Annotated in this window: 21 protein-coding genes; 7 read left to right on the forward strand and 14 right to left on the reverse strand. The window is 31.9% G+C overall.

What is annotated here, in order from left to right; translation table 11 throughout:
- Positions 1-11: 11 nt before the first annotated feature.
- From ACKTTR_RS10485 to ACKTTR_RS10495, 3 genes are all read right to left on the reverse strand, one after another.
- Positions 12-1,307, reverse strand: coding sequence for a cell surface protein (locus tag ACKTTR_RS10485; RefSeq protein ID WP_408027793.1), 1,296 nt, complete (start codon positions 1,305-1,307; stop codon positions 12-14).
- Positions 1,308-1,397: 90 nt separating this feature from the next.
- On the reverse strand, positions 1,398-1,958 hold the full coding sequence (locus ACKTTR_RS10490) for a DUF4331 family protein (protein ID WP_408027794.1): 561 nt from the start codon (positions 1,956-1,958) through the stop codon (positions 1,398-1,400).
- A gap of 29 nt (positions 1,959-1,987) precedes the next feature.
- Entirely contained in the window at positions 1,988-2,638 is a 651-nt protein-coding gene (locus tag ACKTTR_RS10495) for a DUF4331 family protein (protein ID WP_408027795.1), read from the reverse strand.
- A gap of 196 nt (positions 2,639-2,834) precedes the next feature.
- Here ACKTTR_RS10495 and ACKTTR_RS10500 point away from each other — a divergent pair, with 196 nt between their 5' ends.
- Together ACKTTR_RS10500 and ACKTTR_RS10505 are read left to right on the forward strand one after the other, a co-directional pair.
- A complete protein-coding gene (locus ACKTTR_RS10500; protein ID WP_408027796.1) occupies positions 2,835-3,722 on the forward strand; it encodes a TIGR01777 family oxidoreductase in 888 nt (295 codons plus the stop codon).
- Positions 3,715-4,392: a GNAT family N-acetyltransferase gene (locus ACKTTR_RS10505; RefSeq protein ID WP_408027797.1), complete on the forward strand. Its 678-nt coding sequence runs from the start codon at positions 3,715-3,717 to the stop codon at positions 4,390-4,392. The genes ACKTTR_RS10500 and ACKTTR_RS10505 overlap by 8 nt, the downstream gene beginning before the upstream one ends.
- A gap of 35 nt (positions 4,393-4,427) precedes the next feature.
- Here the strand turns inward: ACKTTR_RS10505 and ACKTTR_RS10510 are convergent, their stop codons facing one another.
- The 3 genes from ACKTTR_RS10510 to ACKTTR_RS10520 form a co-directional block, all read right to left on the reverse strand.
- Positions 4,428-5,249, reverse strand: coding sequence for a hypothetical protein (locus tag ACKTTR_RS10510; protein WP_408027798.1), 822 nt, complete (start codon positions 5,247-5,249; stop codon positions 4,428-4,430).
- A gap of 218 nt (positions 5,250-5,467) precedes the next feature.
- Positions 5,468-6,208, reverse strand: a complete 741-nt coding sequence (locus ACKTTR_RS10515) for a DUF6263 family protein (RefSeq protein ID WP_408027799.1) — start codon at positions 6,206-6,208, stop codon at positions 5,468-5,470.
- 97 nt (positions 6,209-6,305) lie between these two features.
- Positions 6,306-7,607: a dihydrolipoamide acetyltransferase family protein gene (locus ACKTTR_RS10520; protein ID WP_408027800.1), complete on the reverse strand. Its 1,302-nt coding sequence runs from the start codon at positions 7,605-7,607 to the stop codon at positions 6,306-6,308.
- A 249-nt stretch (positions 7,608-7,856) separates the two neighbouring features.
- On the opposite strand from ACKTTR_RS10520, the gene ACKTTR_RS10525 reads away from it, so the two are divergent.
- On the forward strand, positions 7,857-10,493 hold the full coding sequence (locus ACKTTR_RS10525) for a DEAD/DEAH box helicase family protein (RefSeq protein ID WP_408027801.1): 2,637 nt from the start codon (positions 7,857-7,859) through the stop codon (positions 10,491-10,493).
- Positions 10,494-10,501: 8 nt separating this feature from the next.
- On the opposite strand, the gene hemF is transcribed toward ACKTTR_RS10525, so the two are convergent.
- The 8 genes from hemF to hemA form a co-directional block, all read right to left on the reverse strand.
- Positions 10,502-11,404, reverse strand: coding sequence for an oxygen-dependent coproporphyrinogen oxidase (gene hemF, locus ACKTTR_RS10530; protein ID WP_408027802.1), 903 nt, complete (start codon positions 11,402-11,404; stop codon positions 10,502-10,504).
- Positions 11,405-11,434: 30 nt separating this feature from the next.
- Positions 11,435-12,181, reverse strand: a complete 747-nt coding sequence (locus ACKTTR_RS10535; RefSeq protein WP_408027803.1) for an EI24 domain-containing protein — start codon at positions 12,179-12,181, stop codon at positions 11,435-11,437.
- Positions 12,182-12,252: 71 nt separating this feature from the next.
- Positions 12,253-12,855 (reverse strand): TlpA family protein disulfide reductase, encoded by a 603-nt coding sequence (locus ACKTTR_RS10540; protein WP_408027804.1) that lies wholly within the window; start codon positions 12,853-12,855, stop codon positions 12,253-12,255.
- A gap of 20 nt (positions 12,856-12,875) precedes the next feature.
- Complete coding sequence (hemE, locus tag ACKTTR_RS10545) at positions 12,876-13,907, reverse strand: uroporphyrinogen decarboxylase (protein WP_125067140.1); 1,032 nt, start codon at positions 13,905-13,907, stop codon at positions 12,876-12,878.
- A gap of 82 nt (positions 13,908-13,989) precedes the next feature.
- Positions 13,990-15,279 (reverse strand): glutamate-1-semialdehyde 2,1-aminomutase, encoded by a 1,290-nt coding sequence (gene hemL, locus ACKTTR_RS10550; RefSeq protein WP_408027805.1) that lies wholly within the window; start codon positions 15,277-15,279, stop codon positions 13,990-13,992.
- A gap of 58 nt (positions 15,280-15,337) precedes the next feature.
- Positions 15,338-16,300 (reverse strand): porphobilinogen synthase, encoded by a 963-nt coding sequence (hemB, locus tag ACKTTR_RS10555; RefSeq protein ID WP_408027806.1) that lies wholly within the window; start codon positions 16,298-16,300, stop codon positions 15,338-15,340.
- Between the two features lie 3 nt (positions 16,301-16,303).
- On the reverse strand, positions 16,304-17,890 hold the full coding sequence (gene hemC / locus ACKTTR_RS10560) for a hydroxymethylbilane synthase (protein WP_167714016.1): 1,587 nt from the start codon (positions 17,888-17,890) through the stop codon (positions 16,304-16,306).
- Entirely contained in the window at positions 17,874-19,145 is a 1,272-nt protein-coding gene (hemA, locus tag ACKTTR_RS10565; RefSeq protein ID WP_408027807.1) for a glutamyl-tRNA reductase, read from the reverse strand. Before hemA ends, hemC begins: the two co-directional genes overlap by 17 nt.
- A 211-nt stretch (positions 19,146-19,356) precedes the next feature.
- Here hemA and ACKTTR_RS10570 point away from each other — a divergent pair, with 211 nt between their 5' ends.
- From ACKTTR_RS10570 to ACKTTR_RS10585, 4 genes are all read left to right on the forward strand, one after another.
- Positions 19,357-20,241, forward strand: coding sequence for a helix-turn-helix transcriptional regulator (locus ACKTTR_RS10570; protein WP_125345272.1), 885 nt, complete (start codon positions 19,357-19,359; stop codon positions 20,239-20,241).
- A gap of 82 nt (positions 20,242-20,323) precedes the next feature.
- Positions 20,324-20,839, forward strand: coding sequence for a TrmH family RNA methyltransferase (locus ACKTTR_RS10575; RefSeq protein WP_408027808.1), 516 nt, complete (start codon positions 20,324-20,326; stop codon positions 20,837-20,839).
- A gap of 13 nt (positions 20,840-20,852) precedes the next feature.
- Positions 20,853-21,890 (forward strand): ferrochelatase, encoded by a 1,038-nt coding sequence (hemH, locus tag ACKTTR_RS10580; protein WP_408027809.1) that lies wholly within the window; start codon positions 20,853-20,855, stop codon positions 21,888-21,890.
- A gap of 163 nt (positions 21,891-22,053) precedes the next feature.
- Positions 22,054-22,644 carry a CopD family protein gene (locus ACKTTR_RS10585; protein ID WP_408027810.1) on the forward strand — a complete coding sequence of 197 codons (591 nt, stop codon included), beginning with the start codon at positions 22,054-22,056 and terminating at the stop codon, positions 22,642-22,644.
- Positions 22,645-22,649 lie beyond the last annotated feature (5 nt).

The raw sequence follows: 22,649 nt of genomic DNA on the forward strand, positions 1-22,649 counted from the left end.
CTGAGGTTTAATTATATACTTAAAATTTTTTCTATCATTAATGGACCCAATTCAAAAGAGCTTTCCAATAACTCTTCTTTTAAAGCCATAGCTTTATCTTTAATTCCATTTGCTTTGTAAATTTCAGCTATATGATATTGTATTTCGGGCTCGAAAGTTTTATTTACTACGTGTGTATTAATAACTTCTAAAGCTCTTTTAAAATCTTTATTCTTGTAATAATACCAAGCTAATAAATCGTAAGATTGTGGCGTAGGCCTACTCTCTATTTCTTTTTCAATGTATGATAATGCGTTAGATGTATCATTAAATTCTTCTAAATACAACTTAGCTAAATGTTGATTATACATCACACCATATAAGCTATTTTTTACGGCCGATAAATATACCTCTATATTACTTTCTTTCATTGTTAAATTATTCTTAAACTCGGCTATTTCTGCCTTTAACAAATAGTAATCTGGTGAAGAATGTTCGTCGCTTATTATATTTAAAATTCGTAGTGCTTCGTCTGGGTTTTTATCATGAGAATACACTATCCAAGCAATACCTTTTTTTGCATACGCGTTACTATCATCTAACTCCAACGCTTTTAAGTATAAATTATAAGAATCCTTTATTTGACCGTTATGACCATAGAAATCTGCTAAATTAGTATAGCTCCAAGCTTTTAATTCTTTATTATTCGATTCTTCTGCTTTTCTCATGGCCTTTTTCATAAATCGAATTGCTGAAGACAAATCTCCTTTATAATCATGCCATTTAGAAACTCTTATTAGGTAGTCAAAGTCGGCATAATCTTCAATTTTTGCTAAGTATTCTAAAGCTTTATTAGGTTCTCCTAACTCTAAATAAACATCAAACAGCATTTTTTGAGTAGCGTTTATATTCTCTCCATTTATTGCTGCTTTTTTTAATAATTCTAACGATTCTTTAAATCGATGTTGAGAAATATAGTTTCTTGCTAATGATCGTAAATGTGAAGCTTTGTTATAATTGGTTTTTTGATTAATTTTTAACAGCTTTTTTTCCGCTTCTATCAAATAAGAAATATTTCCTTTTTCTGAGAAAAGTAATGTATTAGCCTTTGCTATTTTACTTAAATACGGATATTGTGTTGGCTGATTGTTTAGTTTTTTCTGCCAAAAATCTAGTTCTTTTTGAGCTAACGATTCTGAAGTAGTCATTGTATTTTGTAAATACTTATTATACTCTTCTTGGCTAGCTACTTTTGTTGTTTTTGATGTAGTACAACTCAATATAGTACTACTTAAAACAGCACATATAATTATGTTAATAGTTTTCATTTTAGAAGGATTTTTAGTTAATAATTTGTTTAAAAATTGGTTGCTAAAAAAGCAACCAATTTTAACTCTAAGAGGTTTAGTCACCTCATTTTACCAAGGACTAGCTAAATATGGAAAAGAACTTAAGAAAGCTTTATCATTCCCATCTACATGATCATCTGATAATGTTGGATTTTCAGAAAAATCTTCTCCTCCAAAAATCAATAATAATTCAACTGTAATTACATCATCTGCTAAAGCTCTCCCTGTTAACACATTAGTACCATCATAAAAAGTTGTTGTACCATCTAATGAAACAGTTAGTACATCAGTAGCTAAAACACTAGCAAAAGTTGCAGCATCTAAGCCTAATGCATTAGTATCTCCATCATTTGCGTATGCTGGACTTAATGCTTTTAAATTCGCTTCAAACATTGCAGCAAAGTTTGCTCCTTGTTCTGACGGTATAGTTACATTAAACGCATCTTTCATATCACTATTCACAAAAACTGTATTTACTGCTGGCCTACCCATTTGATCTTTTTGCATATAGCTTCCTGAGAAATCAATAGAAGCCATTGGAGGTATATTATTATCGTCATCACTACAACTTGCTAAGGCAAAAATTGATAGGATTGAAATTGCTAAAATTTTTATATTGTTAAGTTTCATGTCTTTTATTTTTAAAGTTGATTGTTTTTTTACTGTTTCATTTTAGTTTCTACCCAAGTATTTATGGTTCCTGAGCCTCCAATCATAGATTTTGGAACTTCTACTACTACTGACAATACATTAGTACCAGCAAAAGTATCTGCACCAGGATCATTAAAACCACCTGCATTTCCCGCTATAATTTCACCGTATTGAGCGAAATCCATGAAGAATGGATCGTCTCTAGGTCCTGCAAAAAATTGCATTCCTCCTTTACTTCCAATAATAGCACTAGACCCATAAGGAGTTATAGACACCCCATACTCTGAACCATCTTGTGGTAGTGTGCTACTTAAACCAGTAGTTGATGGATTATATGGTCCAAAAAAGTACATTTTTCCATCTCTTGGAATTGCTTGAATTACCAAATCTTCAACTTTATCATCGTTGTTGTCGATATTAAACTCAATCAATACATTCTCATCAAAACTTGCCGATGCTGTGGCTGATGGACTCAATAACCCTTGAATATTTGCTACAAATACAAGATTGCTTGTGTTTTCTCCTTGGAAAGCATAAAAGTCTGTAATATCACTTGAGCCTCCTGTTACGTCTGGAGCGTCAATATGATCGGCTGCTAATAAAACTAGCCCTATTAATGCTAAAGCACTAGCTCCAATAATTAATTTCATTTTTTTCATGGTTGTAAATTTTAAAAGTTAATTACTCATTCAACCTTACTTACGAGAAAATGATAATGATGGTTTTTATTTTTTTAACTTTTTTTTATAAATGAGTTAAACACCCATATTTCACTAGGGGTATAGGTGTTATTTTTTTTATACTATTCTTTTATCTCTTAGCATCTTTAAAAATGAATGTTTATTTTTGAGTACTATGGGTACAATATTAATAACAGGCGGAACTGGTTTAATTGGTAAAGAGCTAACTAAGAAGTTAACTAGTAAAGGATATGTGGTAAATATTCTTACTAGAAGTCCTAAGAAAAACAATGAATTCCGTTGGAATGTTAAAGAAAGTTTTATCGATAAAGATGCTTTTACTAACGTAGAATATATTATTCATTTAGCAGGAGCTGGAATTGCTGATAAACGTTGGACCAATGAAAGAAAAAAAGAGTTGATTGATAGTCGTGTAAAGACTACTACCTTACTTTTCAATAAAGTACAAGAATATCAAATACCTCTTAAAAAGTTTATTTCTGCATCTGGTATAGGATATTATGGGGCTATTACTTCTGATAAAATATTTACAGAAAATGATAAACCTGAAAATGATTTTATCTCCAAAATTTGTATGAAATGGGAAGCAGCTACTCGTCAATTCCAGCAAATAGATGTTCCTATAACTATTTTAAGAACTGGTGTGGTACTTTCAAAAAATGGTGGAGCTTTACAAAAAATGAATACTCCTTTGTTTTTATCAGCTTTAGGTAATGGAAAACAATACATGCCTTGGATTCATATTGATGATTTGTGTAGGCTTTATATAAAAGCAATAGAAGACAATAACTTTAGTGGAGTTTATAACGCTGTTGCTCCCGAACACCAGACTAATGAAAGTTTTACAAAGCTACTAGGAAAGGTTATTAATAAACCTGTGCTTCCTATGAATGCTCCTTCTTTTATTTTAAAAACAGCATTAGGAGAAATGGCTTATATTTTATTAAAAGGAAGTAGAGTTTCTTCTAAAAAAACAAATAGTGCTTATAATTTTATTTTCCCTAGCTTAAAAACTGCTTTAACTAATATTTATAATGAATAATAAACTTGAAAATCCTGTTTGGCATTCGTTGTGTGAAACACATGAAAAATTTGCTATTAATTATGATGGTGTAAAGTTTTATAATCCCACAGTTTGTCCTTTTGGTGCTTTTACTGATGTTTCAAAAACTACAGATGCGTTGAATGAATATTCAAAACTTACTGATAAATTCTTTTTGGTTTCTGAAAATAAAACACCTACTTACGACAAAGACAAAATTCTTCTATATAAAAAGATTGATGGTTGCCAAATGATACTTGAAGACTTAACTAATTTTGATATTACTGAGGAAATAATACCATTAACTGAAAAACATGTTGATGAAATTTATAATCTAGTATGGTTAGTAATGCCTGGTTATTATAGAAAAAGAACTTTCGATATGGGGAAGTATTTCGGTATTTTTAAGGATAACAAACTTGTTGCTGTAACTGGGCAACGTATGCAAACTGATAGTTTTATTGAAGTTAGTGCCGTAGTTACTCACCCTGAACATACCAGAAAAGGATTGGCTAAACAACTTTCTCAACATGTTACTAAAGAAATTTTAAAAGATGGGAAACATCCTATTTTACACACTAATAAAGGAAACCCTGCAATACAACTTTATGAAAAGTTAGGATATAAACTCACAAGAGATATGAATTGGTGGTACTTTCATAAAAAATAAGAGCTCAGAAATTTCTGAGCTCCTTTTATTTCTATTTATTTAGTTAGTTCTGGTACTGATGTATAAATATAATCCCCATGTTTACCTGTAAAGTACTTTCTCATTTTTTTTCCGAACTCTTTTCTTTTTGCTTCATCAGACCAATGTTCTTTAAAAAGTTCGTTACTTCTTTTTCCCATTTTATCTAAATCTCCCATTGACTCTATTACATAAGCCCTGGTATATTCTGTTCTATCTGATCCCCAAGCGTGTGCATGTTGGTAAAATCCTTTTATAAATTCATTTTTTTGAATAACATTATCTAGGTATTGCTTAGATAATTCATCATATTCTTTCATAGAGCCATCTTCTGGAAATGCAAAATGCCCTTTTACTATCAACCAAATCATTTCTTTATTGGTAGGCTGTAACATCTTAGCTCCTCCAATAGGTGCATAAATCTCATCTGAATGATGATGTGTATAATACGCATCCTTTTTCTTAAAGTATGCATCTCTTTTATCTTTATCTGGCCAAGCTTCTTTTGCTAACTCACCACTTCTTTTGTAAGCTTTATCAATATTATCCCAAGAAGAATACGTAGTTACAAAAATTATTTCTGTATTATCTGGTGTAAAGCGGTGCAAAAACACAAACGATCTTAAGATAAATTCATTCTTTTTTACAACTTTATCTAAAAACTCTTTTTCTACAGCAATCCATTCTCCTTTATCAAAATTTTCATAATTTAAGTTCCAGTGCCCCGTTGTGACAGTTATATACTCAGGACGTTGATTCTCTTCTTGCGAAAAGATGGTTGATGGAATAACCATAAATAATAGAAATCCCATTAATAGCTTAAGTTTAACTGTTTTCATAATAGTTATGTTTTTAGTTATGATTAAAAATGTAATTATGGAGTAGCTTAAAAAATGTATTATAAACTAGCCCTTTGTGAGAAGTATAATGAGAGTATTACAAAATTAACAAATTATAACACACTATAAACAAGTGTTTTAACTATTTTTTTTTAACATATAAAAAAAGCTCAGAATAAATTCTGAGCTTTTCAACTAAATATATGATTAATATATTTTTAGCCTTTCGTGAACTTCGCCATCATATTTGTTGTCGCATCTTGTCCTTGAATCTTCATTGTCATATTAATTTTTGATTCTAAAGGCATACCTGAACCTCTGTCTATATCCATAGCTCCTGTGATATCACCATCTGCAGCTCCTGTAATTTTACCTGAAATATCTATTAAAACATTTTTAGGAGAGATTGATTTTACTTTATAAGTAAAACTAAAACTCATTGCTCCATCATTTTTAGTTTTTGTCCAAGTATCACCTACCGCTACTGCTTCTTTAGGGTAGATTACACTACTAGATTGTTTTGTAAAATCTTTTGCTCCTTGAATATTACTAGGCTCAACCTTCGTTTCTAAAATATTTCCTAAATTATCACCTTTAGTCATAATTGTAGCTGATAGCATAGGCTGCATTCTTGACTTCATCATTTTTCCTGTTTCATCTAACTCTTCATCTTTTTTAGATGAGTCATATGACACATTCACACCTCCTTGTTTCATATCCATTACCATTTTGGTAATTTTGGCACTACTTTCATATGTGTCATCTGAAACTCCTGTTATATCATATTTCATTTGAATATGCATGTTGTTTGTCATTACACCAACACCTATTACTTGAGCCATTTTCATGTCCATAGTGTACTTTTGACCTTTTTCATAGTTTAAGCGTAGTAACACTTTTTCTTGTGCTGCACTCACCATAGTTACACCTAACAAAAGTGCTATTAAAATTTTTTTCATCTTTTTAATTTCTATTAGTAGTTAAAGTAGCTAATATAGTTAAAAATAAAAAGGCTTAGGTAAATACCTAAGCCTTTTAAAATATTATATTGTTTTTTTAAAAATCTTGATTTACGTCCCAAGATTCTAAAATTTCTTTTAATGTTTTTATAAACATACCTCCTAAAGCTCCATTTACCACTCTATGATCGTAAGAGTGTGAAACAATCATTTTGTGACGAATACCTATAAAGTCTCCTTCTGGAGTTTCAATAACTGCTGGTTTCTTAACAATAGCTCCTAAAGCTAAAATTGCTACTTGAGGTTGGTTAATTATTGGTGTACCTGTAATACTTCCAAAGCTACCAACATTCGTTACCGTATAAGTTCCTCCTTGAATTTCGTCTGGTTTTAACTTATTAGCACGAGCTCTAGATGCTAAATCGTTTACTTGTTTGGTCATGCCTACTAAATTTAACATATCAGCATTTTTAATTACTGGTACAATTAAATTTCCATCAGGTAAAGCTGCTGCCATTCCTAAGTTTACATTTCCTCTCTTAATGATTTTATCACCATCTACAGAAATGTTTATCATAGGATGCTTCTTAATTGTAGAAGCTACAGCTTGCATAAATATTGGTGTAAATGTTAACTTCTCTCCTTCTCTTTGTTGGTAAGCATTCTTAACCTTATTTCTCCAATTAACAATATTAGTTACATCAATTTCAATAAACGACTGTACGTGCGCTGATGTTTGAATAGAGTCAACCATATGTTTAGAGATTAATTTCCCCATACGGCTCATTTCTATAATTTCATCTTGACCACTTAATGAAACTGGCACTGGTGCAGGTTGAGGTGCCGATTTCTTTTCTGTTGGAGTTGGTGTCGCAACTTTAGGTTGATGTCCTCTGTTTTCTAAATATGATAAAATATCATTTTTAGTTACTCTACCTTCTTTACCTGTTCCTTTTATAGTTTCTAACTCTTCTACAGATATTCCTTCTGTTTGAGCAATACTCTTTACTAATGGTGAGTAAAAACGATCGCTTGATGAAGTATCAATCGTAGTAGCTACTGTTTCTTTAGCTACTTCAACTGTTTTTTCTACTGCAGCAACAGTTTCTGGTTTAACCTCTTCTTTCTTAGGTGCATCTGTTGTTGCTCCTTCTTCACCCTCTGTTTCTATTATTGCAATAGTTTCACCTACTTGCACAACAGCATCTTTTTCAAATAAGATTTCAACTAAGGTTCCTTCTACTTCACTAGGTACTTCGCTATCTACTTTATCTGTAGCTACTTCAACAACGGTCTCATCTATATCAATAGTTTCTCCAACTTCTTTTACCCAAGAAGTTATTGTTGCTTCTGCAACACTTTCGCCCATTTTAGGCAACTTCAATTCGTATCTAGCCATAGTGTATAATTTTAAACGCTTGCGAAGTTACTAAAAAGCAACGATTTTTTCATGATTTTATCCGTTAAATATTTTAGTTTCCTTCTTTATCAATTAAATTATTCTCAATTCAACTCTTAAAAACCATAAATAGATTATTGTTATCTCTGTAAAAAACAGATATTATTACGAATAACTCAATATTGAATTAAACTTTTGATTGTTAGCTCAAAATTCTATTTTTGAACTCTTTAACCTAATTAAAAATTGTTGAGCATTACTATTGCTAATCTTAATTTCTTATTCAGCTGGAGACCTTATCAAGCTAAGGTCTTAGAAAATTTTTCTACACATATAAATGATAATCATTTCCATATAGTAGCGCCACCAGGTTCAGGAAAAACCATTTTAGGGATAGAAATTATTAAAAGAGTCGGTAAAAAAACATTGATTTTAGCTCCAACTTTAACCATTAGAAATCAGTGGGAAGATCGTTTGCAAAACTTTTTTACTACCGATTGTAATTTCAAGCAGATTTCATTTGATATTAAACAACCTTCTGATATTACCTTTTCTACATATCAGGCTTTACACAGTTTTTATAAGTCTTTTGAAACAAAAGAAGGCTATTATAACTTCTTCAAAAAACATCAAATAGAAGTTTTGTTATTAGATGAAGCTCATCATTTGAAAAATGCTTGGTGGAAATGTTTGTATGATTTGAAAGAGCAACACATACAAACTGTTGTTGCTTTAACTGCTACTCCACCATACGATAGTGAAATCTCAGAAATTCAAAAGTATTTTAAGCTTTGTGGAGAAATTGACGACGAAATTGTGGTTCCCGATTTAGTAAAAGAACACAATCTTTGTCCGCATCAAGATTTAGTTTTTCTGTCTAAACCAGAAGATCAAGAAATTAATTTTATTACCGATTTTCGATTAAGAGTTGCTCAGTTTGTTACTGATATTTTAAACGATAAAGAATTTATTTCTTTTCTAAAACAACATCGATTTTACGCTAAAACGGAGGAAAACTTAGAAGAACTCTACAGGTTTTCTGACTTCTTTTCTTCTCTATTAATTTTCTTACACGAAGCAAAAGAAACTATTCCTATTGAAAAACTAGAAGTATTGGGCTTTGATAAAAAGGAAAAAATTGAATTCCCTTCAATTACGAATGAATGGGTTCAAGTTTTGTTCCAACATTTATTGGTAACTGATCGCGATTACCTTCTTGAGCATGAAGTTTATCTTAATACTTTAGAAAAAAGGCTTCGAAAATTGACTGTATTTAGTAAAAATAAAGTCAATTTAGTAGGAAATGAGCTTTTGTATAAGTCATTAAGTAATAGTCCAAGTAAATTAAAAAGTATTACTACGATTGTTCAACAAGAACAACAAAACTTACAAGACGATTTACGTTGTGTTATCTTATCGGATTATATTAGAAAAGAATACCTAAACTGTTCTTTACCTGAAATCAAAGAAATTAAAAAACTAGGAGTTGTCCCTATTTTCCATCACGTTAGAACAACTACAAAAAATAAAAGTACTTTAGCAGTACTTACAGGAAGTTTAGTTATTATTCATAGTAGTAATATTGCTAAAATTGGTTTGATTGATGCTATTGACAACTACAATTACACTCCTTTAAAATCAGATACCGAATATGTAATTCTTACAAGTAAAAATTCATCGAAACATACTATTGTTGAAGCTATTACTCAACTTTTTGAGCTTGGTCATATCAAAGTTTTAATAGGTACAAAATCGCTACTAGGAGAAGGTTGGGATGCTCCATCCATCAACAGTTTAATTTTAGCTTCCGTTGTAGGCTCATTTGTTACTTCTAACCAAATGCGTGGTCGTGCAATTAGAGTTGATAGTAAAAACCCTAATAAAGTGGGCTTAATTTGGCATTTGGCTTGTATTGATACTTCTGATGAATTAGGTGGACGAGATTTTGAAATTCTTGCTCGTCGCTTCAATGCTTTTTTAGGGATTTCTAATGATGAAAAAGCTGTTATTTCTAACGGAATTGAACGTTTACATCTTCCTACAAGTTTTATTGATAAGGACATTCAACAACAAAACAAAAAGACTTTAGAACTTTCTAAAAACAGGGATTTAATCGCTCAACGATGGACAAATGCCATTTGTAAAGGAAAAGGGGTTATTAAAGAGCTTACTTTTTATAATGAAAAGAATGAGCAATTTCCAAAGCAAAAAAAATTATACTATCAAGATATTGTAAAGTATATAGTAGGCGAAATTATTATTGGTTTGTCTTTTTTTATTCCTGAGTTTATCATTAAAAACTTTAATGTTTTATTACAAAAAGGTGTCGTTTACTTTCTACTTGCATTATCATCTGCCTTAGGATTGACATTTGGTTACAAAATTTATAAGTCTGTTCAATTGTATGTATACTTCGGATTGATTCATAAGAAGATAGATAAAATGGCAGCTGCAATTTTGGAGTCTCTTCATGATTTAGACCATTTAACAACACCGTTAGATGAAATACAAATTAAAACCGAATTATTAGCCGAAGGAAATGTTTCTTGTACTATTCACGGGGCTAATAGATATGAAAGCACACTATTTATAAAGGCTTTGGATGAGCTACTACAACCTATAGATAACCCGAAGTATTTATTGATAAAAACGAACTGGTTGCGTAAAAAACTAAAATTGAACAACTTCTTTCCTGTTCCAGAAATTTTTAGTGCTCGTAAAAAAGAGTGTCAAATTTTTCAATCTCATTGGAACAAACATATCGGTAAATCTAAGTTAGTATATACTCGAACTATGAATGGAAGAAAACTATTATTAAAGGCACGTCTTTTCCATATTCATAATGTGAACAATGAGCTTACTAAGAAAAATGTTGTTTGGAAATAAGTTTGAGACTACACCCAATTTTTAGGTTTAGCCAACACTGCTAATAATTTCGCTTCTTCTGAACCTTCTTCTGGGTGATGGTTATATTTCCATTGTACAGTAGGCGGTAAACTCATTAAAATACTTTCGATACGCCCGTTAGTTTTCAACCCGAACAGTGTTCCTCTATCGTGTACTAAATTAAATTCTACATAACGACCTCTACGTACTTCTTGCCAATCTTTATGTTCTTGAGTGTAGGTTATATCTTTTCTTTTCTCTACAATTGGCACATAAGAGTTTAAAAAGCTATTTCCTACTTCAGTCACAAAATCATATCGATCTTGCATTGAGAACTCTTTCGTTTCTTTTAAATAATCGAAAAACAAACCTCCTAATCCACGCGCTTCGTTTCTGTGTGCATTCCAAAAATAGTTATCACAAGTTTCTTTAAACTTTGGATAAAAATCTGGGTGGTGCTTATCACAAGCTTCTTTACATACCGTATGAAAATGTACCGCGTCTTCTTCAAATAAGTAATACGGAGTTAAATCTTGTCCACCACCAAACCATTGTGTAACAATATTTCCTTCACCGTCATACATTTCAAAATAACGCCAATTGGCATGTACGGTTGGTACAAATGGATTCTTTGGATGGATTACTAAACTTAATCCACAAGCGAAAAAGTCTCCACTTTCTACTCCAAATTGCTTTCTTAATGCTTCAGGCAATTCACCAAAAACTTTAGATATATTTACGCCACCTTTTTCAAAAATATTTCCATTTTCAATCACACGTGTTCTACCTCCTCCACCTTCAGCACGCTTCCATAAATCTTCTTGAAATTTAACTTTACCATCTATCTCTTCTAATTTAGATGTTATAGTATCTTGTAATTCTTGAATATAGGCGTAAAATTGTTCTTTCATGTGTTTATTTCTGTTGAAGTGCAAAAGTACTTATTCTGGTAATTTTTTAAGCTGTATTTTCTTAATAGTTTCTGTAGTCGCAGCAGTAACAGATAATGGTAAAACGAGGATTACTCCAATTACAGGGATTAACAAAAAAAGCATAAAAACAATTCCGTTTCCTATCGCTAATCCTTTATTTTGTTTTACAAAACTGATACTTTCTCTGTATTTAAAATGGCGTTCTAAGGTATAATCCATATTTCCAAAACCAGCGTAATAGGCTTGCATTAAAAACAGTAATACGGTTGAAATAATACCAATTACGGGAATGAAACCTAATAACAAAACAGGAATTGTTAACAATAGTTCTCTTGTTAAATTTCTAAGATTTATTCGTATCCCTCTAATTAATTGTTCTTGAAAAGATGTTATTCTGTGTGTATGATCTTCTCCTCTAAGATGATCTTCAATTTTTTCTGAAACAGGACTCATAAAAGGTGCTGAAAGCGCCATTACAATGTGTTTGTATAATACCAAACCTATTACCACAATAAGTAATCCACTTAAAAAAGTACTAATTACCTCAAATGTTTCTTTACCAAATTCCCATTTCCAAAAATTAGCTATGTAATGACCTATATTATCTGAAAATGTATAGGCCATAAAGCCAACAAATGCTGCTGTTAATAGGCTTATAAACATTGGGATTATAAAATACTTCCATAGTTTTAATCTTGAAATCATTCCGAAAGCACCGAAATAAGCTTGGATTCCTTTTACAATATTTTGTATCATTTCTTTTTTTTGTGAAAATAAAAAACCTCTTTCAATAAAGAAAGAGGTCTATAAAGTATTGTTGAATTAATTTACTTTAAAATTGGTGCTAAAAAGTCTTCAAAATTCTTAGTGTTGATTTCGTTAACTTTATCCCAACCTAGTTCTTTTGTTGGTGTTGCAGCTCCTCTTTTAACATTAATAAACTGTTTATCTTTACCAATTAAATATGCTGTTGGATAATCTAATCTGTGAACAAAACCACTGATATCTAAAAATCCTTTTTGAACTTTATCAATATCTCTTGCAGGAACTAGCTTAATTCTCTTATCTAACTTTTCAGCCATTCTTTTAACCTTAGCTTCCTTATCCCAGAAAATCATAATAAACTCTAATTGATCATTATATTTTTCTACCATTTTGTTTAAGGCTGGTACATCTCCCCAACAAGGAGCCGACCAAGTAGCATTAGCTATCAACACAATTGGCTTGTTAATTTTGTCTGTACTTACCGTTTTACCATCCATTGTAGTAAAGTTATAATTTAACAAATAAGAGCCTTTAATGCACTTATCAATCAAACCTTCGGCACTTTCTTCTACACAATTGTTTACTGCAAAATTGTAATACGTTTTATTTTGTGCGAAAATAACAGTTGTTAAAAAACACATCAAAACAAAAGATAATTTCTTCATTTTTAATTATTTAAAAGGGGTTATCTGTCGGCTTTATACTCTTTTACCGCATCAATAAATGCTTTTGCATTCTCTAGCGGGATATTCGGTAAAATTCCGTGCCCCAAGTTAACAATATATTTGTCTTTACCAAACTCATTTATCATTTGGTGTACCATCTTTTTTATTTCAGCCGGTGGAGACAATAATCTTGAAGGGTCAAAATTACCTTGCAATGTAATATTTCCTCCTGTTAAATAGCGCGCATTTCTTGCTGAACACGTCCAGTCTACTCCTAAAGCTGAAGCATTTGATTGTGCCATTTCATGTAAGGCAAACCAACATCCTTTACCAAAAGCTATTACTGGTGCATCGTCTTTTAATGCTTCTATTATTTGATTAATGTATTGCCATGAAAACTCTTGATAATCAGTTGGAGATAACATTCCTCCCCAAGAATCAAAAACTTGTACTGCATTCACACCTGCTTTTACCTTTTCTTTTAAATAAGCAATCGTGGTATCTGTTATCTTCTGAAGCAATTCGTGTGCCAAAACTGGTTGAGTGAAACAAAATTCTTTTGCTTTATCAAAGTTTTTTGATCCTTGCCCTTGTACAACATAACATAAAATTGTCCATGGAGACCCTGCAAAACCTATCAACGGTATTTCATCATTCAGCTTTTCTTTAGTTGCTTTAATAGCATCCATTACATACCCTAGTTCTTCATGAATATCAGGTATAATTACACTATCTAAGCCTTTTTTATCTCTTACAGGATTTGGTAAATATGGACCAAAATTAGGTTTCATTTCCACTTCAATATTCATTGCTTGTGGAATTACTAAAATATCTGAGAATAATATAGCTGCATCCATTCCGTACCTACGAATTGGTTGTACAGTAATTTCTGATGCTAATTCTGGAGTTCTACAACGTGTAAAGAAATCATACTTTTCACGAATCTCCATAAACTCCGGCAAATATCTTCCTGCTTGACGCATCATCCATACTGGTGGACGGTCAACTGTTTCTCCTTTTAAAGCTCTTAAAAATAAATCGTTTTTTATCATATCTTTTCTACGTCATTGCAAACAGAGTGAAGCTGTTTTACATTAACTTGGCTACACTTCTTTGTAATGACAATTATTTATTCTACATTTTTGATACTGCTTCCATCGACTTATCAATGGCATTAGCTATCTCTTGAATATCTTTTTCTGTTAATGCTGATGACAAAAACCAAGCTTCAAACTGACTTGGCGGTAAAAACACACCATTTTTAATCATTTCCCAGAAAAAAGTAGCATACTTCTTTGTGTCTGAAGTTTGCGCATCTTCAAAATTGATTACTTTTTTATTGGTAAAAAATGGGTTAATCATTGAACCAAATCGGTTAACTGTAATTTCAACCCCATGCTTTTTTGCTGATTCTAACAAGAATACCTCAATAATTTGAGCAATCTCATTAAACTTTTCATATGGATTTTGTTTCTTTAACTCTGTTAAGGTTGAAATTCCCGCTGCCATTGCAATTGGATTCCCTGACAAAGTTCCTGCTTGATACATTCCTCCTAAAGGGGCAACTGTTTCCATAATTTCATTACGTGCTCCATATGCACCTACTGGAAATCCACCTCCAATTACTTTTCCTAAACAAGTAATATCTGCTTCTACACCTAATACTTCTTGTGCTCCTCCAAACTTAGAACGAAACCCTGTCATTACCTCATCAATAATTAATAAAGCTCCTTTTGAGTTTACATACTCTTTTAATTCTTTTAAGAAGTCATCTTGTGGAGTCACTACTCCCATATTTCCTGCAATAGGCTCTAAAATAACTCCTGCAATATCATCGTGTGCTTCAAAATGTGCTTTTACACTTTCTAAGTCATTGTAATTAGCTATCAACGTATTCTTTACAGCTCCTTCTGGCACTCCTTTACTTCCTGGTAAGCTTAACGTAGCTAAACCTGAACCTGCTGCTACTAGTAACGCATCTTGGTGTCCATGATAACAACCAGCAAACTTGATTATTTTATCTTTTCCTGTGTATGCTCTTGCTAAACGAATTCCACTTAATACCGCTTCAGTACCAGAATTTACAAAACGTACTTTGTCCATTCCTGGGAAAGCATCACAAACAATTTTTGCTAATTTAATTTCACCTTTTGTTGATGCTCCAAAAGAATATCCTTTTTTCAAAGCTTTTCTAATAGCTTTTTCTACTTTTTTATGGCGGTGTCCTAAAATCATTGGACCATAAGACAACACTAAATCGATGTACGAATTATTATCAACATCTGTTATCTTACTCCCTTTTGCACTTTTTATGAACAAAGGATTTCCTCCCACGGATGCAAATGCACGTACTGGTGAATTTACTGCTCCTACTAAGTTTTCTAGTCCTTTATTATATAATTCTTGTGATTTCTTAAAGCTCATTCTTCGCTAATTATTAGTTGTTAGTTATGAGTTTTTAGTTGGTTAACTCATTTTCAAATTATCTCATTAAAACTTTCGCAGCTTCTTTTGCAAAGTAGGTAATGATAATATCTGCTCCTGCTCTTTTCATAGAAAGTAAGCTCTCCATCATTACTTTTTCACCATCAATCCATCCTTTTTCAGCAGCTGCTTTTACCATTGAATATTCCCCACTCACATTATAGCAAGCAATAGGTCTATCAAAATTGTTTTTTAGATCTCTAATGATATCTAAATATGATAAAGCTGGTTTTACCATTAAAATATCTGCTCCTTCTTCGTCATCAAAAGTTGCCTCACGTAATCCTTCATCTCTATTAGAAGGATCCATTTGATAAGTTCTTCTATCTCCAAATGACGGTGCTGAATCTACTGCTTCTCTAAAAGGTCCATAAAAACCTGAAGCATATTTTACAGAATACCCCATGATTGGTAAGTTTGCAAAACCAGTATTGTCTAACGATTCACGCATCATAGCTATAGCACCGTCCATCATTCCTGATGGCGCTACCATGTCTGCTCCAGCCTTCGCATGTGATACAGTTTGCTTTGCTAAGTTTACTAAAGTAGCATCGTTATCTACATCATTATCGTGTATTACTCCGCAATGACCATGTGAAGTGTATTCACAAAAACATACATCAGTAATTACATATAAACTTGGATAGTTCTTTTTTATGAATCGGATAGCTTGTTGCATGATTCCGTTATCGTTCCAAGTTTCAGTACCTTCATCATCTTTTTTAGATGGGATACCGAATAACAGTACTGCTGGAATTTTTAAGGCTACAACTTCGTCTAATTCTTTAGAAATGGTATCTAATGAGTAACGGTTGATTCCTGGCATGGAAGGAATTTCTGTTTCAATACCTGTTCCTTCTTCTATAAATAATGGATATATAAAATCATCTACCGATAGCTTGTTTTCTCTAACTAAACGACGGATGTTTTCTGTTTTTCTTAGTCTGCGTGTTCTAAACATAGTTTATTCTTTTACAAAGTGAAGGTTTACCAACTCTAGTACACTTTCTACAGTTGGCATCTTTGCTATTTGTACTTCTTTAAAATGTTTTTTTGCTTCATTAGCAGTACTATCTCCAATACAAAAAGCTATTTTATCAGCAGTGTTTTTTTCCATATAGCTCTCAACTGTTGATGGGCTGTAAAACAGTACTCCGTTTACTTTTTCATCAACTTTTGCTGGACTGTACATGGTTTTATAAGCTTCTACTTCATTTACAATAATTTCGTTTGCTTTTAAAATAAGTGGTAAAGTTTCTAAACGTAAATTACTACAGAAGTAAGTTACCTCTTGTCCTTTCAACTCTTTTGATAAATATTCTGATAGTTTTTTAGCGTTTCTTTCTGAATGCGTTACTTTTCCGATACGTTGTTCGATTAACTTTTTAGTTCTTCTTCCAACACAGTAAATATTTTTAAATTGTAATTCATCTGAAGTAAATGAGTTTAGCAATGCTTCTACTCCATTTTTACTGGTAATAATTACATGTTCAATTTCTTCTTTAACTACTTTAGGAGCAATTCTGTTAAAGCGAATTTTAATAAAATCACTATCCTGAACACTCATGTGTGTAGGTAATAATTTCTTTTGCGCTTCAGATAGTTTTTTAGTCGAATAAATTGAAAATTGTTTTTCAATTCCTTCGTCTTCCATCATAATTAACTTCCCTCCTTTATCAATCACATAATTAGCGCAATCTTTTGCAATATATTTATGCTTTCCTACTTTTACTTTTTTACTAACTTCAATTTTCTTTTTACCATCTCTACTCAATAAAATTCCTTTAAAGTTAATTTCTTCTTCTTTTTCATTTATAAAAGCTAATGCCCCAATAGGTGCTGTACATCCACCTTCTAAACGATTTAAGAACTCACGTTCTATACCTGTACAAATCTCAGTGTCTTTGTCATTTAATTCAGCACAAATCTCTTTGATTTCTTCATTCTCCTCTAAAGCAGTAATCATAATTGCACCTTGAGCTGGTGCTGGAATCATCCACGTTAAATTAACGGCTCCTTTAGGTCGTAAACCAACTCTTTCTAGTCCCGCCGCAGCAAAAATAGCACCGTTCCAATCGTTATCTTCTAACTTTTGTAAACGCGTATTTACATTTCCACGTAAACCTTCTACGGTATGTGTTGGGTAACGGTTTAACCATTGTGCTTTTCTACGTAAACTACCTGTAGCAATTACTCCGTTAGGTTGTGCCATGAACTCTTCATTGTCTTTTAACAACAAAATATCGTTATAATTCGCACGTTTTAAAACCGCTGCTTGTATAATACCTTCTGGCAATACAGTAGGAACATCTTTCATAGAATGTACTGCAATATCAATATCGTCATTCAACATGGCGATATCTAAATTTTTAGTAAAAATCCCTGTGATTCCTAATTCGTAAAGGGGTTTATCTAAAACTAAATCACCCGTTGCTTTAACGGGGATTAATTGAGTTTGATGACCTAATTCTTCTAAAAGTTTTTGAACTTTTTTTGCTTGCCACATAGCCAATTGGCTATCGCGTGTACCTATTCTAATTATCTTCTGCATGGATGGATTCTAAATTTGCTCCGAACACTTTAGCCATTACTTCAATACTCGTATTTACCGAAGTCTCTTCGTCTTTTAAGTGTTTTACAAATTGTGTGGTTATTTTTTGAATAAATCTTGATGTTAATATTTCTGCCTGTTCTTCATCAAAATTTTTAATTTTCTTCTTATGGAAAGCTATTTCTCCTTGTTGAATGCTTTGTAACGATTCTTTTAAAGCAGTAATAGCTGGGGTAAATCTTCTGTGATTTAACCATTCTTGAAATTCTTGATTATGAGTTTCAATAATTGCCTCTGCAAGGGGTACTTCTTGTTGACGAATAGCTAACGTTTCGTCTGTTATTTTTGAAAGATCATCTACATTCACCATCGTTACATTATCTAAATCAGCAACTTCTTTTGACACATTCGCTGGCATTGATAAATCTAAAATCAATAATTCTTTATCTGTTGGAACATGTTCTTTTGTAATTGTAGGAAAACTAGCTCCTGTAGAAACGATTAATACATCGCTATTAGAAACTTCTTCTGCTAAATTTGCATACGACGCTTTTCTAATAGAATTGTGTTCTTTTACAAATTCTGTTGTTTTTTCTTCCGTTCTATTAAGTAAGCTTACCGATGTATTTTGTGTATACTCTGCTAGGTTTTTACAGGTATGCTTCCCCATCTTCCCCAAACCAAATACTAAAATATTTTTCGAGTTATAATCTGACAAATTATTAATCAAGTACTGAACAGCTGCATACGACACCGAAGTAGTCCCTGAACTTAATTTTGTTTCATTTTTAACTCGCTTGCTTGCTTGCATTACATGGTTTAATAAACGCTCAAAGTATGCATTTGTAGTTCCTACTTCTTTAGCCTGTTTAAATGCCTGACGCAACTGACCAACTATTTCGTAGTCTCCTAAAATCTGGCTATCTAATCCTGTTCCCATTCTAAACAGATGATTAATAGCTTCTTTATTTTTATATACGTTTGATACGTTTGCAAATTCTTCTACCGAACCATTTGAGTACTTACACAACATACTTATTAACTGAAAAGGGTGTTCTGCAAAACCACAAATCTCAGTTCTATTACAAGTAGACAATACAAAAATTCCGTCTACTCCTTTTTGTTTTGCTTCTTCTAAAAGTTGTATTTGATTTTCTTTAGAAATACTAAACTTCCCCCTAATCGCAGCATCAGCCTTTTTATAACTAACGCCTATGTTGTATAAATTACTATGATGTTTATTTTCTACTGTCATTGAGTCTTCTTCAAAAAAGTCGGTCAAAAATATAAATATTGAACAAAAAAAAGTATCGCTAAAAGAACTTTTAATGTCGCTATTCGTTTTTTCACTTAAAAACACCTCTAAAACTTACGCAAAAGTGTATTTTTGCAGTAAAATAGACTAGGAGAAACATTTTATTTTAGAATCATTCTAAATAGCAAGCTTTATAAAAACCACTGAATCCATGTCAAAAAACATCGCAGAAAGTACATTTAGAGAAGTTCCTATAGAACAAGGTTTTTTTGTACTAAAATTCCAAAATAACTCTGACAAAACAGAGTTTTTTAAAAGAGATATAGACAACTCTTATATACAACTACACTACTGTGTTAAAGGTAATTGCAAATTCCACTTTAACAATAATAGTTATACTTTTAATGTTTTAGACAAGCATTCTATCTTCTTATACAACCCACAACAAGATTTACCAATTAACTTAGAAATACTACCTAAAACCTCTTTGGTTTCTGTTTTAATTTCTATTGAAAAATTTCACGCTTTTTTCTCTAAAGAAGCTAGCTATATACCTTTTTTAAGTGAGAACAATAAAAACAAAAAGTATTACGATAATGCAGAAATAAACGCTAACGTTTTATTGGTACTTCAACAAATTTTAACGGCAAAAAACCAAAGTTCAATGCGTGACCTATATATTAAGGGTAAAACATACGAATTATTGAGTTTACATTTTGACAGTGGTGAGAACACCAATGAGGAATATTGCCCTTTTTTGGTTGATGATCGTGAGGTTTTAAAAATTAGAAAAGCAAAAGATATTATCATTGCTAGAATGAGTGAACCACCAAGTTTACAAGATTTATCTAACGAAGTAGGTTTAAATCTTAAAAAGTTAAAAGAAGGATTCAAACAAATTTACGGAGATACTGTATATAGCTTCTTATTCGACTATAAAATGGACCATGCTAGAAAGCTTTTAGAAAGTAACCAATACAACGTAAACGAAGTAGGTTTACAGGTTGGATATAGTACTTCTAGTCATTTTATTGCCGCTTTTAAGAAGAAGTTTGGCACCACTCCTAAGCAATATGTAATGAGTTTAACTCAGTAGACAGTAGACAGTAGACAGTAGACAGTAGACAGTAGACAGTAGACAGTAGACAAAATTAAAAACTTACAACTTTTAACTAAAAATGAAACAACTCACTCATTACGACATAGAAAACAGCCAACAAAATTTTCCAGTAACTATAGTTTGTGATGCTATCCGTACTCCTGAAAATATAGGAATGTGTTTTCGCATTTCAGAAAGTTTTGGAATATCCAAAATCTATTTACACGAAAGTTCTCCTTCTATAGACAATAGAATTGTTAAGAAAACAGCTCGAAATACTATTCAACAAATACCACATGATACCTACGGTAATTTTGAACAACTTATACATAAATTAAAAGAAGAAGGAAATACTATTATTGGAATTGAAATTACCGATGAAAGTATAAATATTAGCGATTACGATTTCACTTCACATTCTAAAATTGTGTTACTTTTGGGTAGCGAAAGAAATGGTATAGAAAACGTTAACTTAGTAGATGCAACAGTAGCTATACCAATGTATGGGCGTAATTCTAGTATGAATGTAATTCATAGTTTAGCTATTGCTCTATACGAAACAACAAACCAATTAAATAAAAAGATTCTGAAATAAATTCAGCCAAAATATGAAAGGAGTTTTATTAGTAAACCTTGGATCACCAGAAAGTACAAACCCAAAAGATGTAAAAAAATACTTAGGGGAATTTTTAATGGATGAACGTGTTATTGACGTTCCTTATTGGTTAAGAACATTTATTGTTAAAGGTATTATTTTAAATACCCGTCCCAAAAAATCAGCTGAGGCTTATCAAAAAATCTGGTGGAAAGAAGGCTCTCCTTTAATCGTTTTATCTGAGCGTTTACAAAACAAAGTACAAGCAAAAACGGAACTTCCTGTTGCTTTAGCTATGCGCTACGGAAATCCATCAATTAAAAGTGGATTACAAGAGCTACATGACAAAGGTGTTACTGAAGTTTTATTGGTTCCGTTATACCCTCAGTTTGCCATGGCAACAACTGAGACTATTTTGGTGTTAGCTGAAGAACTGAGAAAAGGGTTTTTCCCAAACATGAAGATTACAGATGTACCCGCTTTTTACAACAAACCAGAATACATCAAAGCATTATCTAATAGTATAAAAGATTATTTAGCTGATAAAGACTACGACCATATCTTATTCTCTTATCACGGTGTACCAGAGCGCCACATTAGAAAGTCAGATATTATAAAATCGCATTGTAATCCTGAAGCAGGAAATTTAAGTTGTTGTAACACTCCTTCTGAAGCTCATAAGTTTTGCTACCGTCACCAATGTTATCAAACTACCAAAAACGTAATTTCTGAATTAGGATTAGACGAAAATAAAGTATCAACTTCATTCCAATCACGTTTAGGAGTAGATCCTTGGTTACAACCTTACACAGACAGAACGATTGTTAACAAAGCTGAAAAAGACGGCATTAAAAAATTAGCCATTGTTACTCCTGCCTTTGTATCTGACTGTTTAGAAACCTTAGAAGAAATTGCAATGGAAGGTAAACACGAGTTTTTAGAAGCTGGTGGTGAAGAATTCCATACAGTTCCTTGTATTAACGACAATGACGAATGGGTAAATGTATTAGCTGGATGGATTAAAGAATTTCAGTTAACAGCAAACGATTAACAGATTCCCACGCTTTAGACTGTCTTGAGCAACAGTCAAAAGGCTTGCAATGACAACAAAAAGTGTCATTATAAAGAGTGATAATGACGTGATAATTTCATCCTGATTAGCAGTTAGCAAAATTAAAAACTTGTAACTTTACAACTTTCAAACACTAAAACTCATGGATTTTCTATACGTAAAAGCATTACACATCATATTTGTAGTTACTTGGTTTGCTGGTTTATTTTACATAGGTCGTTTATTTATTTACCATGTAGAGGCTGAAAAAAAAGACGAACCTGCAAAAACTATACTACAAACCCAATACAAGTTAATGTCTAAACGTTTATGGTACATTATTACATGGCCTTCATTATTTTTAGCCAGCTTTTTTGCTTTTTGGATGCTATATAAAAACCCTGTGTACTTAAAAATGTCTTGGATGCATGTAAAACTAGCTTTCGTATTGGCTCTGTATTTTTACCACGGATTTTGTCATAAAGTTTATAAAGAATTGCAACGTGACGAGATTAAGTATTCCTCTAATAAACTTCGAGCCTTTAATGAAATTCCGACCGTAATTTTATTTGCAGCTGTATTTTTAGTGGTTTTAAAGAGTGCTATCAACTGGATTTGGGGCGTTGTAGGAATTATCTTATTTGGAGTATTATTGATGATTGGTATTCGTTATTATAAAAAAGTAAGAGCTAAAAAATCTTGGGATAAATACGAGCAAGAATTGATAGATGAAGATAAAAAGCTAGACGAATAACTCTA

Source organism: Tenacibaculum litoreum (assembly GCF_964513915.1).
Taxonomy (GTDB): Bacteria; Bacteroidota; Bacteroidia; order Flavobacteriales; family Flavobacteriaceae; genus Polaribacter; species Polaribacter litoreum.

Bases quoted from the DNA above. Each gene is read 5' to 3' on its own strand.
- ACKTTR_RS10500 (WP_408027796.1), top strand. From the start codon at position 2,835: ATGGGTACAATATTAATAACAGGCGGAACTGGTTTAATTGGTAAAGAG.
- ACKTTR_RS10585 (WP_408027810.1), top strand. From the start codon at position 22,054: ATGGATTTTCTATACGTAAAAGCATTACACATCATATTTGTAGTTACT.
- hemF (WP_408027802.1), bottom strand. From the start codon at position 11,404: ATGAAAGAACAATTTTACGCCTATATTCAAGAATTACAAGATACTATA.
- hemH (WP_408027809.1), top strand. From the start codon at position 20,853: ATGAAAGGAGTTTTATTAGTAAACCTTGGATCACCAGAAAGTACAAAC.
- hemA (WP_408027807.1), bottom strand. From the start codon at position 19,145: ATGACAGTAGAAAATAAACATCATAGTAATTTATACAACATAGGCGTT.
- ACKTTR_RS10515 (WP_408027799.1), bottom strand. From the start codon at position 6,208: ATGAAAAAAATTTTAATAGCACTTTTGTTAGGTGTAACTATGGTGAGT.
- ACKTTR_RS10490 (WP_408027794.1), bottom strand. From the start codon at position 1,958: ATGAAACTTAACAATATAAAAATTTTAGCAATTTCAATCCTATCAATT.
- ACKTTR_RS10495 (WP_408027795.1), bottom strand. From the start codon at position 2,638: ATGAAAAAAATGAAATTAATTATTGGAGCTAGTGCTTTAGCATTAATA.
- ACKTTR_RS10485 (WP_408027793.1), bottom strand. From the start codon at position 1,307: ATGAAAACTATTAACATAATTATATGTGCTGTTTTAAGTAGTACTATA.
- ACKTTR_RS10510 (WP_408027798.1), bottom strand. From the start codon at position 5,249: ATGAAAACAGTTAAACTTAAGCTATTAATGGGATTTCTATTATTTATG.
- hemL (WP_408027805.1), bottom strand. From the start codon at position 15,279: ATGAGCTTTAAGAAATCACAAGAATTATATAATAAAGGACTAGAAAAC.
- ACKTTR_RS10575 (WP_408027808.1), top strand. From the start codon at position 20,324: ATGAAACAACTCACTCATTACGACATAGAAAACAGCCAACAAAATTTT.
- ACKTTR_RS10540 (WP_408027804.1), bottom strand. From the start codon at position 12,855: ATGAAGAAATTATCTTTTGTTTTGATGTGTTTTTTAACAACTGTTATT.
- ACKTTR_RS10570 (WP_125345272.1), top strand. From the start codon at position 19,357: ATGTCAAAAAACATCGCAGAAAGTACATTTAGAGAAGTTCCTATAGAA.
- ACKTTR_RS10505 (WP_408027797.1), top strand. From the start codon at position 3,715: ATGAATAATAAACTTGAAAATCCTGTTTGGCATTCGTTGTGTGAAACA.
- ACKTTR_RS10535 (WP_408027803.1), bottom strand. From the start codon at position 12,181: ATGATACAAAATATTGTAAAAGGAATCCAAGCTTATTTCGGTGCTTTC.
- hemE (WP_125067140.1), bottom strand. From the start codon at position 13,907: ATGATAAAAAACGATTTATTTTTAAGAGCTTTAAAAGGAGAAACAGTT.
- ACKTTR_RS10520 (WP_408027800.1), bottom strand. From the start codon at position 7,607: ATGGCTAGATACGAATTGAAGTTGCCTAAAATGGGCGAAAGTGTTGCA.
- hemB (WP_408027806.1), bottom strand. From the start codon at position 16,300: ATGTTTAGAACACGCAGACTAAGAAAAACAGAAAACATCCGTCGTTTA.
- hemC (WP_167714016.1), bottom strand. From the start codon at position 17,890: ATGCAGAAGATAATTAGAATAGGTACACGCGATAGCCAATTGGCTATG.